Source organism: Asticcacaulis excentricus (genome assembly GCF_003966695.1).
In the GTDB taxonomy this organism is placed as follows: Bacteria; Pseudomonadota; Alphaproteobacteria; order Caulobacterales; family Caulobacteraceae; genus Asticcacaulis; species Asticcacaulis excentricus_A.
This window is the reverse complement of sequence record NZ_AP018828.1, coordinates 171892-186978: the sequence shown is the minus strand read 5'-3', so window position 1 is coordinate 186978 and position 15087 is coordinate 171892. Positions and strand designations below refer to the sequence as shown.

12 protein-coding genes are annotated in these 15087 nt (G+C 62.9%); 9 read left to right on the top strand and 3 right to left on the bottom strand.

Translation table 11 applies throughout. The features are described from left to right. Positions 1–6 precede the first annotated feature (6 nt). Positions 7–1284 carry an MFS transporter gene (locus tag EM6_RS11890; RefSeq protein WP_126423288.1) on the top strand — a complete coding sequence of 426 codons (1278 nt, stop codon included), beginning with the start codon at positions 7–9 and terminating at the stop codon, positions 1282–1284. A 155-nt stretch (positions 1285–1439) separates the two neighbouring features. On the opposite strand, the gene EM6_RS11885 is transcribed toward EM6_RS11890, so the two are convergent. Continuing rightward, positions 1440–2585, bottom strand: coding sequence for an aldose epimerase family protein (locus EM6_RS11885; protein ID WP_126423286.1), 1146 nt, complete (start codon positions 2583–2585; stop codon positions 1440–1442). Between the two features lie 115 nt (positions 2586–2700). Between EM6_RS11885 and hppD the strand changes: the two genes are divergently transcribed. The 5 genes from hppD to EM6_RS11860 are packed head-to-tail and all read left to right on the top strand — an operon-like array spanning position 2701 to position 7904. Further along, positions 2701–3762 carry a 4-hydroxyphenylpyruvate dioxygenase gene (gene hppD / locus EM6_RS11880; protein ID WP_126423284.1) on the top strand — a complete coding sequence of 354 codons (1062 nt, stop codon included), beginning with the start codon at positions 2701–2703 and terminating at the stop codon, positions 3760–3762. Continuing rightward, positions 3762–5036, top strand: coding sequence for a homogentisate 1,2-dioxygenase (gene hmgA / locus EM6_RS11875; protein WP_126423282.1), 1275 nt, complete (start codon positions 3762–3764; stop codon positions 5034–5036). Before hppD ends, hmgA begins: the two co-directional genes overlap by 1 nt. After that, on the top strand, positions 5033–6319 hold the full coding sequence (fahA, locus tag EM6_RS11870) for a fumarylacetoacetase (protein ID WP_126423280.1): 1287 nt from the start codon (positions 5033–5035) through the stop codon (positions 6317–6319). The genes hmgA and fahA overlap by 4 nt, the downstream gene beginning before the upstream one ends. After that, positions 6316–6681, top strand: coding sequence for a Rieske (2Fe-2S) protein (locus EM6_RS11865; RefSeq protein ID WP_126423278.1), 366 nt, complete (start codon positions 6316–6318; stop codon positions 6679–6681). The genes fahA and EM6_RS11865 overlap by 4 nt, the downstream gene beginning before the upstream one ends. Positions 6682–6710: 29 nt before the next feature. Next, positions 6711–7904, top strand: coding sequence for an aromatic amino acid transaminase (locus EM6_RS11860; protein WP_126423276.1), 1194 nt, complete (start codon positions 6711–6713; stop codon positions 7902–7904). On the opposite strand, the gene EM6_RS11855 is transcribed toward EM6_RS11860, so the two are convergent. Beyond that, complete coding sequence (locus EM6_RS11855) at positions 7901–8251, bottom strand: L-rhamnose mutarotase (protein WP_126423274.1); 351 nt, start codon at positions 8249–8251, stop codon at positions 7901–7903. The two genes, EM6_RS11860 and EM6_RS11855, sit on opposite strands and share 4 nt — an antisense overlap. A 112-nt stretch (positions 8252–8363) precedes the next feature. On the opposite strand from EM6_RS11855, the gene EM6_RS11850 reads away from it, so the two are divergent. The 3 genes from EM6_RS11850 to EM6_RS11840 all read left to right on the top strand — a co-directional run bounded on the left by EM6_RS11850 (position 8364) and on the right by EM6_RS11840 (position 13510). Continuing rightward, positions 8364–9704, top strand: a complete 1341-nt coding sequence (locus EM6_RS11850; RefSeq protein WP_126423272.1) for an anti-phage deoxyguanosine triphosphatase — start codon at positions 8364–8366, stop codon at positions 9702–9704. Positions 9705–10194: 490 nt separating this feature from the next. Further along, complete coding sequence (locus EM6_RS11845) at positions 10195–12138, top strand: NPCBM/NEW2 domain-containing protein (RefSeq protein ID WP_126423270.1); 1944 nt, start codon at positions 10195–10197, stop codon at positions 12136–12138. Positions 12139–12292: 154 nt separating this feature from the next. After that, positions 12293–13510 carry an endo-1,4-beta-xylanase gene (locus EM6_RS11840; protein WP_126423269.1) on the top strand — a complete coding sequence of 406 codons (1218 nt, stop codon included), beginning with the start codon at positions 12293–12295 and terminating at the stop codon, positions 13508–13510. A 69-nt stretch (positions 13511–13579) separates the two neighbouring features. Here EM6_RS11840 and EM6_RS11835 read toward each other — a convergent pair whose 3' ends face one another. Next, positions 13580–14986, bottom strand: coding sequence for an amino acid permease (locus EM6_RS11835; protein ID WP_126423267.1), 1407 nt, complete (start codon positions 14984–14986; stop codon positions 13580–13582). Positions 14987–15087: the final 101 nt, after the last annotated feature.

Genomic DNA, 15087 nt, shown 5'->3' with positions numbered 1-15087 from the left:
ACCGCCATGCAGGCACCTTCGGGCTCAAACGCCCCCGCTGGCGCGACGCGCTACCGCTGGCTGGTCGTGACATTACTGTTCACGGCCATGGTCATCAACTATGTGGACCGTCAGACGGTCAGCCTCCTCAAGCCGACCCTGCAAGCGGAATTCGGCTGGAGCGAACTGGACTATGCCGATCTGGTCTTCTGGTTCCAGTTCGCCTACGCCCTCTCCTACCTCGCCTTCGGAAAGATCGTGGACCGTTTCGGGGCGCGCATCGGCTTCTCTCTGGCCTTTGTCATCTGGCAGGCGGCGCATATCGGCCACGCGGCCATGTCATCGCTGAAAGATGCCATCATCGCCCGCGTCTTCCTCGGCATCGGCGAAGGCGGGGCCTTCCCCGGTGGCGTCAAGGCCGTGTCGGAATGGTTCCCCAAGTCCGAACGTGCCTTTGCGGTCGGGCTGTTTAACGCCGGGACCAATATCGGGGCCATTGTCACGCCGCTGGTCATTCCGGCCATTACCCTGACCTTTGGCTGGCAGGCGGCCTTTATCTTTACCGGTGCTGTCGGCCTTCTGTGGCTGCCCGTATGGTGGCTGGTCTATCGCCGCCCGCGCGAACATAAAAAGGTCAATGCGCTGGAGCTCAGCCATATCGAACAGGACCCGGTGGTCGTAGTCGAAAAGGTGTCCTGGCTTAAGGTCATTCGCGCCCGGGAAACCTGGGGCTATGCGCTGGGCAAGTTCCTGATCGACCCCATCTGGTGGATGTTCCTCTTCTGGCTGCCGGATTTCCTGCACAAGCGCTATGGCCTTGATCTCAAGACCTTTGGCCCGCCGCTGGTGGCCATCTACCTCCTCTCCGACATCGGGTCGGTCGGCGGCGGCTGGCTGTCGTCGCAGTTCATCAAGCGCGGCTGGAGCGTCAACGCGGCGCGCAAGGTCACCATGCTGATCTGTGCCGCTCTGGCCCTGCCGGTGGGCGTCGCGGCCATGGCCGACAATCTGTGGGTCGCCGTGGCCATCATCGGTGTGGCGACCGCCGCGCATCAGGGCTTTTCGGCCAATCTCTACACCTTGCCATCGGACGTCTTCCCCAATGGCGCTGTGGGCTCGGTGGTCGGGATCGGCGGCATGTTCGGGGCCTTCGGCGGCATGGCCATGGCCAAATATGCGGGCTATGTGCTCGACAAGATCGGCTCCTACACGCCCATCTTCGTCTATGCGGCAACGGGTTATTTTCTGGCGCTTCTGGCCGTGCATCTTTTGATGCCGAAGCTCGAACCGGCCAAAATCGGATAGAGCGCATTCCAAAAAGTGTGCAACGGTTTTTGGAATCAAATGCGCGACAAAACAAAATGTTAGAGTGGAATTTGGCTGTGCCGAACTGCGTTTCGATTCGGCCTGAACGAATTCCGCTCTAACAAAAAAACCCCGATCGCAAGATCGGGGTTCTTTTAATCCGGGAAGGCCTCTTTCAGTGTCTTCGCCGTGCCGAAGCGGATCGTGGTCACCGAGTGAAAGACCTCGCCCGGCTGCAGCACGGTCGAAGGAAATTCCGGTCGGTTGGGGCTGTCTGGAAAATGCTGCGTTTCCAGGGCAAAGCCGTCACGCGGCCAGATGCGATTGCCCGCCCGCCCTTTCAGCGTGCCGTTAAAGCCGTTGCCGGTGAAGAGCTGTAAACCCGGCTCGGTGGTCTTCAGTTCCAGCGTCCGGCCGCTTTTGGGGTCCCAGGCTCGCGCCGCCACGCTCAGTGCGCCGGGATGGGGTTTGGTCAGCACGAAATTATGGTCAAAGCCGCCGCCGATCTTCAGTTGCGGATCGGCCCTGACGATCTGCATGCCGATCTGAGCGGGCTTGCGTAAATCAAATGGCGTGCCCACGACCGGACGCAAGGCCCCTGTCGGCAGCTTCTTGTCCGACAGGGCGGTGATGGCGTCAGCCTTCAGTTGCAGGTATTGGCCGTCGGTCGAACCCGACGCCGCTCCACCCAGATTGAAATAGGCGTGGTTCGTCAGGTTGATCACGGTCGGCTTGTCCGTCGTTGCGCGATAGTCCAGCGTCAACGTATCGTCGTCGGACAGGCTATAGTTCACCGAGACGCGCAACCTCCCCGGAAAGCCATTTTCGCCATCGGGGCTCACGTAGCGCAAGGTCAGCGAACGGCAGCCCGGCGTCGTGCAGGGCTCAGCGGTCCATACCCGCCCGGAAAAGCCCGGTTTGCCGCCGTGTGAGACGATCCCGCCTTTGGGGTCGAGCACCACGCGCTGCCCGTCCAGCGTGAAGCCGCCCCCGGAGATGCGGTTGGCGAAGCGCCCGACCACGGCGCTGAAATTGGCGCGCGCCTCATGCGCCTTCAGGTCGGCCAGATCGAGCACCACATTGTCCCAACGCCCGTGCCGGTCGCGTAGCCGCACGGCATCGAGAATGGCCCCATAGGTCAGGACCGACACTTCGGAACCGCGCCGGTTACGCAGGGTGTAGCGTTCCACCGCCTCACCGCCCGCCGTCACGCCGAACGGGGCATGGCTGACCTGTGGCCGGGACAGGCCAGACAGCATCACAGAAGTCGCCACGAGCGGCAGAAGGATCACGGCGCGCATGGACGAAGCTTAACCCGCCTGCGGACGCCTTTCCACAGGCCTCACGAAAAAGAGACTGGATTTTTTAAATTGTTTCAATAGATACTATATCAATCGAAACAAAACAGGGGTTCCCATGTCCATCACTCCGCACAACCCTCTGGGTCTCAATGGCTTTGAGTTTGTCGAGTTCACCAGCCCCGACCCCGCCGCCATGCGCGCCCATTTCGAGCGTCTGGGTTTTGTCGCGGCTTCACGCCATCCGTCCAAGGCCGTAACGCGCTATAAGCAGGGCCGCATCAACCTGCTGCTCAACGAAGAGGCGACGGGTCAAGCGGCCGAATTCCGTCAGGGGCATGGTCCCTCGGCCTCGGGCATGGCCTTCCGCGTCGCCGATCCGCAAACCGCCTTTGAGGCCGCATTGTCGCGCGGAGCCAAGGCCACAGACGCCGCCGCCGGCACGCTGGGCGACGGCAGTTTTGTGCTTCAGGGCATCGGCGGCTCCTACCTCTATCTGACACCCGACACGGATCAGCTCTATGCCGACTGGTTCGCTGTGCCGGGAGCGGAGGCGGCCGAGCGCGAGAACAGCGTCGGGCTCGACCTGCTCGACCACCTCACCCACAATGTGCATCGCGGTCAGATGCGCGTGTGGTCGGACTTCTATTCGCGCATTTTCGGCTTCGAGGAGCAGAAGTATTTCGACATCAAGGGGCAGGCCACCGGCCTCTTTTCTCAGGCCATGATCGCCCCGGACAAGGCCATCCGCATCCCGCTCAACGAGTCGCAGGACGACAAGAGCCAGATCGAGGAATATCTCAGAGAATACAAGGGCGAAGGCATTCAGCATCTGGCGCTGACCACCGACGACATCTACACGACGGTGGAAAAGCTGCGGGCGCGCGGGGTGCGGCTTCAGGACACGATCGAGACCTATTACGAACTGGTGGACAAGCGCGTCCCAAACCACGGCGAAGACCTTGAGCGGCTGCGTCGCAACCGCATCCTGATCGACGGCAATGTCGGCAAAGAGGGCATCCTGCTACAAATTTTCACCGAAAACCTGTTCGGGCCGATCTTCTTCGAGATCATCCAGCGCAAGGGCAATGAAGGCTTCGGCAACGGCAATTTCCAGGCCCTGTTCGAGTCGATTGAACTTGATCAGATCCGCCGCGGCGTCATCTCGGTCGATGCGTGATGCGCCCGTATCTCAGCGGATTTGGCAATCATTTCGCCACCGAGGCCGTGCCCGGTGCCCTGCCCGTGGGCCAGAACGCGCCGCAGGCCGTGCCGTTCGGCCTCTATGCCGAGCAGTTTTCGGGTACGGCCTTCACCGCCCCGCGCAGTGAAAACCGCCGCACGTGGTTTTATCGTCTGCGGCCATCGGCGCAGCACGCGGCCTTTGTGCCGTTGGAAGCCCCTGGCTGGCGCACGGACGGGCCGCCGCCCTCGCCCAACCGCCTGCGCTGGTCGCCGCTGACGACGCCACAAGGCGCGGTCGATTTTATCGACGGGATGACGGCCTATGCCGCCAATGGCGATGTGGCGACCCAGACCGGCGTGACGGTTTATCTTTATGCCGCCACGGCCAGCATGACCCGGCGTGCCTTTTTCAATGCCGATGGCGAATGGCTGATCGTACCGGAGGAAGGGGCTCTGAAAATCATCACCGAATGCGGGGTGATCGAGGCGGCACCGCTCAGCGTCGTCGTGATCCCGCGCGGGCTGAAATTCCGCGTCGAACTGCCGGAAGGGCCTGCACGCGGCTATATCTGCGAAAACCACGGCGCGGTCTTCCGCCTGCCCGATCTGGGGCCCATCGGGGCGAACGGGCTGGCCAATCCGCGCGATTTCGAAGCCCCGGTGGCGGCCTTTGAAGACGAAGACGCGCCGCATCAACTGATCCAGAAGTTTCAGGGGCGGTTGTGGACCACGACGCTCAACCATTCGCCGTTCGATGTGGTGGCCTGGCACGGCAACCTCTGTCCGTACCGCTACGATCTGCGACGCTTCAACACGATCAATACGGTCAGTTTCGACCACCCCGACCCGTCGATCTTCACCGTCCTGACCGCGCCTTCCGACACGCCCGGCACGGCCAATTGCGACTTTGTGATCTTCCCGCCGCGCTGGATGGTGGCCGAACACACCTTCCGCCCGCCGTGGTTCCACCGCAATATCATGAGCGAATTCATGGGCCTGATCGAAGGCGTCTATGACGCCAAGGCCGAAGGCTTCGCCCCCGGTGGCGCGTCCTTGCACAATTGCCTGAACGCCCACGGCCCGGATCGCGCCAGCTATGACGCGGGGGTATCGGCGGACCTGAAACCCCATAAGTACGAAGGCACCATGGCCTTCATGTTTGAAACGCGCTTTGTGCTGCGCCCCACCACTCAGGCCCTCGCCCTGTCGGGTCTGCAAGGCGATTATGACGCCGGCTGGGGCGGCTTTGAAAAGGCCCGACTGCCATGATCGACTTTACCCACGACCCTGAGCGTAAAAGCTGGCTGCCTGACGCCAACGGCCACGCCGATTTTCCGATCCAGAACCTGCCGCTGGGCGTGTTTGCGCCGGACGGGTCCGACGAGCGCCGCCTGGGGACCGCCATTGGTGATCATATTCTCGACCTGCGCGGCCTCTTTGAAGCGGGACTGATCGAGGGTGACGCGGCGGCGCTCGGCGCGCGCACGCTCAATGGCCTGTTTGCCCGCTCGGCCTCTGAGCGCCGCGCCCTGCGTCAGCGCCTTTCGACCCTGCTCAGCGATCCGGGGCATCAGGCGGCGGTGTCACCGCACCTCTATGCGGCGCAGACCTGCACCCTGTATCTCCCCGCCGAGATCGGCGACTATACGGACTTCTATGTCGGCATCCACCACGCCACCGCGGTGGGAAAGCTGTTCAGGCCCGACAACCCCCTGTTGCCCAATTACAAGCACGTCCCCATCGGCTATCACGGCCGCGCCTCTTCGGTGCGCGTGTCGGGTGAGCCGGTGACGCGCCCTTTGGGGCAGATCAAGGCCCCGGACGCCGAGACCCCACGCTTTGCGCCCACGCAGCGCCTCGATTACGAGTTGGAGCTGGGCGTCTTTATCAGCGGCGAAAACCCGCTGGGTCAGCCAGTCCCGATAGCCGAGGCATCTGAGCGTATCGCCGGGTTTTGCCTGCTCAACGACTGGTCGGCGCGCGACGTGCAGGCGTGGGAGTATCAGCCTCTGGGGCCGTTTCTGGCCAAGAATTTCCACACCACGATTTCGCCCTGGGTGATCACGGCGGAGGCGCTGGCCCCCTTCCGTACCGCGCCCTTGCCTCGCGCCAGCGATGATCCCGCCCCCTTGTCCTATCTGATCGAAGCCGCGGATCAGGCACAGGGCGGCTATCGCATCCGTCTGGGGGCCCGCTTGCGCACGCCGGGCCTGAGCGCAGCGGTCGAACTGGCGCAATCGCGCGCCGAAGAGGCCATGTACTGGACGGTGGCGCAGATCATCGCCCACCACGCCAGCGGCGGCTGCAATCTGCGCTCCGGCGACCTGTTGGGCACCGGCACCCTGTCCGGACCGCAGCCTCAGGAGGCAGGCAGCCTGCTGGAACTGACCGAAGGGGGCAAGAGGCCCCTCACCCTGCCGTCGGGCGAAACGCGCCGTTTCCTCGAAGACGGCGACGAGCTGAGCCTGTTTGCCCGCGCCGAGGCCGAGGGGTTTGTCTCCATCGGCTTTGGTCCCTGCACGGCGCGCATTCTTCCAGCGGTCGCGCCATGACCGCCACCCTACCCCGCCTGACGCAAGTGCGCCCCGGTATTGCGCTGGGGCCGCTTGAGCGCATAGCCGACGGCACCGCGCGCAACTATGTGCTTCAGGTGGGCGAGGCGCGCTTCCACGGCTTTGTCGTGCGGCGGGGTCAGACGGTGCACGGCTATGTCGATGCCTGCCCGCACGCCGGTTTGCCGCTGTGCCAGACGCTGGACGATTATCTGACGCCCGATGGCGGCCTGATCCGCTGTCAGTGGCACGGCGCGCTGTTCGACATTGCGAACGGTGTGTGCGTCGGCGGCCCCTGCCCCGGCGCGTCCCTCACCCCTTGGCCGGTCGCCGTGCGCGACGGGCAGATTTTTACCGCCTGAAATCTTGGCTATCTGAACTGGACTTCGATGTGACCGCGACCCTTACCGCCTCCCCGCTCTTCGCCGCCCTGAAGGATCAACCGTCCGACAGCCTGCTGGAGCTGATCCAGTTGCACCGGGCCGACCCGCGCGCCGACAAGATCGACCTTGGCGTCGGCGTCTATAAGGACGAACAGGGTAATACCCCGGTCATGGCCGCCGTCAAACAGGCCGAAACTGCCCTGCTGCACAGCCAGACCTCCAAGAGCTATCTGGGGACGGCCGGCGATATGGGCTTTGTCGAGGCGCTGATCCCAGTGGTGTTCGGTGAGGCACGGCGCGGCGATACGGCGCTGAGTGGCGTGCAGACGCCCGGTGGCACCGGGGCGCTGCGGCTGGCGGCGGAACTGCTCAACCGCGCCCGGCCCGGCGCGACGGTGTGGGTGGGGACGCCCACCTGGATCAACCACTTCCCGCTGCTGGAAGACGCCGGGCTGACGATCCGCGAATACCGCTCTTTCGACCGCGACACGCAGTCGGTGATCTTCGGTGGTTTACGCAAGGCGCTGGAAAGCGCTGCCCCCGGCGATATCGTCCTGCTGCACGCCTGCTGTCACAACCCGACCGGGGCCGATCTCAGCCCTGAGCAGTGGCGTGAAGTGACCAGCCTGTGCGCCGAACGCGGCCTGCTGCCGCTGATCGACCTCGCCTATCAGGGATTGGGGCAGGGCCTTGAAGCCGATGCCGCTCCGATGCGCGATCTGCTGAAACAGGTGCCCGAAGCCCTGATCGCCTATTCGTGCAACAAGAATTTCGCCCTTTACCGGGATCGCGTCGGCGCCCTCTTCTATCAGTGCCGCGATGAGGCCCGGCGTGAGCGGCTGCGCGGCAATCTGATCAACCTCGCGCGCACCCTGTGGTCCATGCCGCCCGATCACGGCGCGGCTGTGGTGCGGCTGATCCTCAGCGACGCGGCGCTTACGAAAATGTGGTCCGATGAACTGGACGCCATGCGTCTGCGCGTTCACAGCCTGCGCGCGGCGCTGGCGACGGCGCATCCGGGTCTGGGCTTTCTGACGCGGCAAAACGGCCTGTTTTCGACCCTGCCGCTCAGCCCGGAAGAGGTGCTGAGCCTGCGCACCCAGCACGGCATCTACATGGCGGCGTCAGGACGGGTCAATCTGGCCGGGCTGGCCACCGCGCAGGTGCCGGTTCTGGCGGCGGCCCTGAAGCCCTATATCTAAGGCTGTTCGCCCAGATCGAAGATGCGAGTCATGGGCACCCACTTTTCGCCCGGTTGCGCCTTGGGCAGGGGTTTCTGGAACTCCCACATCAGGCGCTCCCACGCTTGTACGTCTTCCGAAGCCGCATCGGCAGCGGCCTTGGCGTCCGGCGCGAAGGTGTCGCCGACCTCCATGATCATGAACATACGGTCGTGCGCCTGCCAGATTTCCAGTGCCTGAATATCAGCCTCGCGCAGGCTGCGGATGATGGGGCCCGGCACCTGACCGGGCTCGTGCCAGGCCTTGTAACGGGTGATCAGGTCGGCATCATCGTGAAGATCGAGGGCAAAGCAGAAACGGCGGGGCATGGGGTATTCCTCTCACTTTTTGACTGTTTAACCCGTCGCGGCGGATTCGTCACTGGCGGTGGGGCGTCGCGCCCCTTAAAGATGGTATTTTCCGAAGCCGTGAACGAATCTGATGTCCTGGTACGCCCGCCGCGAAAACTGGTCCGCCAAAGCCGATGACGCCCGCGATGCCGGGGATATCGACTATGCCCGCATCATCCATTCCGCCTCCTTTCGCCGCCTTCAGGGCAAGACGCAGATCCTCAATCTGGGGGACAGCGACTTTTACCGCACGCGCCTGACCCATTCGCTGGAGGTGGCTCAAATTTGCGGCAGCCTTAACAAGCAGCTCAAGACCCATCATTCTGAGCATCGCGCCGCCGCCCACCTGCCCGACCGCGCCCTGATTCAGGCCATCGGCTGTACCCACGACCTGGGCCATCCGCCCTTCGGCCACGGCGGCGAAGTGGCGCTGCACTATTGTATGCGCGAACACGGCGGGTTTGAGGGCAATGGCCAGACCCTGCGTATCCTGTCGCGGCTTGAGACCTTCTCCAGAAGCGCCGGGGCCAATCTGACGCGGCGGACGCTGCTGGGCGTGCTGAAATACCCGGTCGCTCTGTCGAAGGCGGCCCAACCGGCGCGCAAGCCCGCTTTGATGAAGGGGCCGACCACGATCGACATTATCGACTGTCGCGCCTCAAAGCCGCCCAAGGGCTATCTCGACAGCGAGGCGGATGTGGTGGACTGGGTGCTGGACCTGTTGTCCGACGACGACCGGGCGCGGTTTCAGGCGCTGGACACCCAACCCGACAGCCACCACGCCACGCGGCACAAATCGCTCGATTGCAGCCTGATGGACGTGGCCGATGACATTGCCTATGGCGTGCACGACCTCGAAGACGCCATTGCGCTCACTCTGGTCAGCGAAAGCGCCTTTCGTCGCGCGGTGCCCGAAAGTGCCTGCACCTCGTTTCTTGATGCGCTCAAGGCCCGCTATCCCCACGAAAGCGGCAACAATGTCTATGAGGGCATGGTCAGCGCCCTTTTCGGCGGTTCGGGGTCGCGCAAGCACTATGTCAACCGGCTGGTCGGGCATTTCATCACCCATGCGCGTTTTGCCGAAGACGATGCCTTTGCCGAGCCGCTGTTGCGCTATCGCGTCGAACTGCCCGACGGCCCGGCGCGGTTTCTCAAAGCGCTCAAAGGGTTTGTGTTTGACGAGGTGATCCGTTCCCCCAGCGTACAGCATCTGGAGTTCAAGGGGCAGGCCATGGTGGTGGCGGTGTTTGAGGCCCTGCAATCGGACCCCAAACGCCTGTTGCCGCGCGATCAGTACGCCCGCTACGCCGCCGCCTCGGACGATCCGCGCGTCATCTGCGATTACGTGTCGGGCATGACCGACAACTATCTGCTGCGCACCTATGAGCGGCTGTTCGCGCCGCGCATGGGCTCAGTGTTCGATAAGTTGTAAGCCACCCCGATCAGGGCTTGAGGTCGTAAGGCGTGGTGATGGTCAGGATCAGGACCAGAGCCACCGGCTTGCCCGCAACGCTGACCTGACGCATCCCGCAAAGCCAAGTCTGAACGATTGACGCAATTTGTCTGATATATTAGCTTGTCCGCAACGGGCGGCGAAACGGCAACAGCGGTTTTCGTACAAAAAGCCTGCAAAGATCAGGGACTGACGCACATACGAAGGCTCGCGCTAACCTCGCGACCTTGCGGCTTTTCCTTCGTCTCCCGTTAGAGCGATGTGCGGAAACGAAGTTCGGCGAAGCCAAAAGTGTAAGCGGTTTTCCGCAAAAACATCGCGACAAAACAAAAATCTAGAGCGAAATGGCGATTCCACTGAAAGTCATTTCGCTCTAGCGAGTTCCGGCGACCCTGCCATTTCATTCTGACGACTGCCGCCGCCCGATCGGTGAGCCGGTCACCCTGACTTTGCGTTCGAAAGGTTTTCCATGACTCCTGCATTTCATCGCCTGGCCAGACACGCCGCCCCCATGGCGCTGGCTCTGAGCCTCGCCCTGACCGCCGCCGCGCACGCCGAGACTGTGGCCGACCCTTTGGCCGCAACGGGGAAGTGGAGCGCCTATAGCGAAGGCCGCGCCGCAACCCCGCCGATGGGCTGGAGTTCGTGGAACGCCTTTGGCACCGACCTGACCGAGGCGCGGGTACTCGATTCCGCGCGCATCATCGTCGAGAGCGGTCTGGCGGCCAAGGGCTACCGCTACATCAATATCGACGACGGCTGGTGGCTCAAGCGGCGTCAGTCGGACGGTCGTATGCAGATACGCACCAAACTCTTCCCGTCGGCGGCCGTCGGCGGCCCGGAGGAGACGAGCTTTCGCCCCTTCACCGACCGTATTCATCAGATGGGGCTGAAAGCGGGCATCTATTCCGATCTGGGGCGCAATGCCTGCTCGCAGGCCTATGGCGGGCCCAAAACCCCCAACCTGCCCGAAGGCACGGTACAGGAGCGTGAAGTCGGGCTTTACGGCCATATCGAACAGGACATACCCCTCTATTTTAAGGAATGGGGCTTCGACTTCATCAAGGTCGATGGCTGCGGCGTGCGCGCCTTTGGCGCCGACTCCGAGCGCGTCAAGGCCGGCACCTATCGCGAGTTGCCGCCGCTGATTGATTTCCAATCCATCAGCCGCACCAATATTCCGGCGGTCAAGGCGCTATATAAGCAAATCGGGGCCAGCCTGAAGGCCAGCAATCCGGACGGCGATTACGTCTTTTCGCTGTGCGCGTGGGGCTCCGCCGATGTGCGCGCCTGGGGCAAGGATGTCGGCAACCTGTCGCGCACCAGCGACGACCTGACCCCCTCGTGGTCACGGATGCTGAGCAATTTCGACTCGGCAGCCACCCGCGCCCTCTATGCCCATCCGGGAAGCTGGAACGACCCCGACATGCTGTTTATCGGGCATGGCGAGTTCGACGCGCAGCACCTCGTGCAAGCCCGTTCACACTTCGCCCTATGGGCCATGATCAATGCGCCGTTGCTGATTGGTTACGACCTGAAACAGGCCACCCCGGAACTGATGCAGATTTTCGGCAATGAGGCCCTCATCGCGCTTAATCAGGATGCCGGCGGCCATCAGGCCGTCCTCGCTTACGACAGCGACGATATACAGATCCTGATCAAGACCGTCGGCGCGGACCCGACGCGCAAGGCCGTGGCCCTGTTCAACCGCACGGCAGAGGGCAAGGAGGTCATCCTGACCGCCGAGCATCTGAAATATCTGGCCAACCAACCGGTTACGCTGCGCGATCTGTGGACACAGGCCGATCAGACGCCGTTCACGGGCGAAGCTAAGTTCCACCTCGAACCGCACCAAACCCTGATCTTTATGGCCAGCGGCACACCCGTGCTGAACAACGGCCAATACCTTTCCGACCTGCCGGGCCGCGTGAATCCGGCCGTCGATGGCGTCGTGGTGCCGCAGGCCGATCCCTTCATCTATCGCATGAAGAATCCGTGGAGCGGCACGCGCGGGCGCGGCGACATCCCCGCCTATACCGGCTGGGGCGGCGCGCAGGCCGATGCCTCTCCCTATGGCCGCCCGCTTCAGATTGGTGGAAAGCCCTTCCGCAGCGGTATCGGCATCCTGGCCAATTCGCGGCTGGAGGTACGGGTGCAGCCAACAGAACGCCGCTTTGAAGCGAAGGTCGGGGTGGACGATTCCACGCTCAATACCACAGAGGCCGTGACCTTTGCCGTCTATGGCGATGGCAAGCTGCTCACCAAGTCCCAACCCCTGCGCTTCGGGCAGGCCCCGCAGGCGCTTGCCGCCGATCTCAAAGGTGTGCGTCTGGTCGAACTGGTGGCCACCAGCGCCGGCAAAAACGCCCATCCCGTGGCGGTGACCTGGGGCGACGCGGCCCTGCTGAAATAGAACATCCATCTATCAAAAACGCACAGGCCGGGGGCAATCGCCTCCGGCCTTCTTTTTTATGATACCGCTATCAAATATTCTGTGTCATTCTCATCCTGTGGAGGCAAGCGCGTCCTGTCTTCAACAAAAACAAAAAGATATACCGGGAGTGAACATGAATATCTCTGCACAGCTCAGCAGGCGCGGCCTGCTGATGGGGGTAGCCGGTGCGTCGGCACTGGCCAGTTGTGGTGGTGGCGGCGGTGGCGGCGGCTCTTCACCCGTATCGTCTGGCTCAGCCGCCTCCAGTTCCAGCACCGCCTCCGCCAGCGGCCCGACCCTGCCCGACCCGGCCACGGCGCCCGCGCTCAAGACCCATTTCAACGGCAAGTTTCTGGTCGGCATGACGGCGGAACCTAACGAAATCAACAATGCGATTTCGCAGCCCGTGCTCAAAACGCACGCCAATTCGATGACCGCCGAAAATTGCATGAAGCCGCACGCCATCGGCACCAGCGCCGGGGTCTATAACTACACCCTCGCCGATCAGGTCATCGCCTTTGCCAGCGCCAACAATATCGCCGTGCGTGGCCATACCCTGCTGTGGCATCAGTCGGCACCGGACTGGTTCTTTGCGGGCGACAGCACCAGCGCCACCTATAAGGCGACGGTGCAGGCGCGGCTTGAGCGCTATATCACCGACGTGGTGACCTATTTCAAAGGCAAGGTCTATGCCTGGGACGTTGTCAACGAACCGACCAGCGACTCGGCCGGCAGTCCCTATCGCAACAGCCGCTGGTATCAGGTGCTGGGGGCCGACTATATCGAAATCGCCTTGCGCGCCGCCCGCGCCGCCGACCCGACGGTCAAGCTGTTTATCAACGACTACAGCACCGAAAACACAGACAAGCTGGCGCGCCTGATGAGCCTTGTGGACACGCTGCTGACGCGCGGCGTACCGCTCGATGGCATAGGCCATCAGTTGCACATCACCACGACCTGGCCGCCTGTGGCCAATGTCCGCGCCGCGTTTCAGGCCGCTGAAACCCGCGGTCTGATCAACCACGTCACCGAACTGGATGTATCGCTCTACGGTTCAGACCCCGGCAGTTGCTTCGGCACGCCAGCGACGGGCTGCGCCCCCAGCCTCACCGAAGGCACGGCGGCCTATTGGGACAGCATCCGCGCGCAGGCGCTTCAGTACCGGGCCATGTACGACCTGTTTGCCAGCCAGCCGAGCGTCAAGTCCGTCACCACCTGGGGCGTGGCCGACAACCATACTTGGCTGAGTTCGTTCCCGGTGAACCGGCTGAACCATCCGCTGCTTTTCGACACAACGGGTAAACCCAAATCGGCCTTCTGGGCAGTGGTGAACCCGACCTTTGTGCCGTAGCTCATCAGCGTCCAGACACACAAAAGGGCGGGATTGCGCCCGCCCTTTTGCCTTTGACTGTAAGACCGCTTACGCGCCCTTTTTCAGGCGGCTGTGCCACTTGCCGTAGGAGAAATAGACGACCAGACCAATCGCCATCCAGATCAGGGTAAAGAGCTGGCTCTGGATCGGCAGGCTGTAGAAGATGAAGGCGCAGCCCGCGATCGCCGCAAGGCCGACCAGCAGGTAGGCCGGGGTTTTGAAGGTGCGCGGCAGGTCGGGGAAGCGGCGGCGCAGGATGATCATCGACAGGGCCACGGCGATAAAGGCGATCAGAGTCCCGGCGTTCGACAGGGCAGCGATCTCTTTCAGCGGCACAAAACCGGCGAAAATGGCCACGAAGATGCCGGTGATCAGGGTGATCAGGGCCGGTGAACCCTTCTTGTTGACCTTGGCCACCGCCTGCGGCAGCAGGCCGTCGCGCGCCATGACGAAGAAGATGCGGCTCTGGCCGTACATCATGACCAGAATGACCGACGGCAGGGCGACGATGGCGGCCAGACCCACGAGACCGGCCACCACCGGATAGCCTATTTCGCGCAGGATATGCGGCAGCGGCTCGGCGCTGTTGGCGATTTCCTGAAATGGCGCGACGCCGACGGCCACACCGGCGACCAGCATATAGATTAGGGTGGAAACGGCCATGGAGCCCAGAATGCCGATGGTCAGGTCGCGGCCTGGCTTCTTGGCCTCTTCGGCCGAGGTCGAAACCGCATCAAAGCCGAAGAAGGCGAAAAAGACGATGGCGGCCGCGGCCATGATGCCGACCTTTTCGCCGCCGATCTGCTGACCAATAAAGCCATAGGGAGCGAACGGATCGTAATTCCCGGCCTGAATGGCGGGCAGGCCCAGGACGATAAAGGCCCCCAGAGCGACAATCTTGATGATCACCAGCAGGATATTCAGCGTGGCGCTTTCACGCGCGCCGATCATCAAAAGACCCATTACCGCCAGCGACACCAGCACCGCCGGCAGGTTGACGAGGCCGCCCGCGTGCGGCGCATTGAGCAGGAAGGCCGGCAATTGCAGGCCCATCCCCTCATTCAGCCAGCCGACAAGGTGTGCCGACCAGCCGACCGCCACGCTGGAACAGGCCAGCGAATATTCGAGGATCAGCGCCCAGCCGACGACCCAGCCCGCTACCTCACCGATGGCCGAATAGGTATAGGTATAGGCCGAACCCGCAGCGGGAATCAGGGTGGACATTTCGGTGTAGCACAGGGCGGCGCAGGCGCAGACCAGACCGCACAGAGCAAAGGAGACCAGCACCCCCGGCCCGGCCAGCCCCGCCCCCACGCCGGTCAGCGTGTAGATGCCGGTGCCGATAATGCCGCCGATACCCAGCGCCATCAGATGCGGCCAACTCAGCGTCTTGGCCAGCGCCTTGCCGTCTTCTTCCGCCCGATGCAGCGGTTTTAGCGGTCCAAACAGTCCCATGAAAAGTCCCTTAAACAAGACGCCGCAGCGTCGATCCCCGTTTCGTATACGATTTGTGTCGCTTTTACTGCGGCTGTCAACCGTCCAGTTGACAGCCGCGC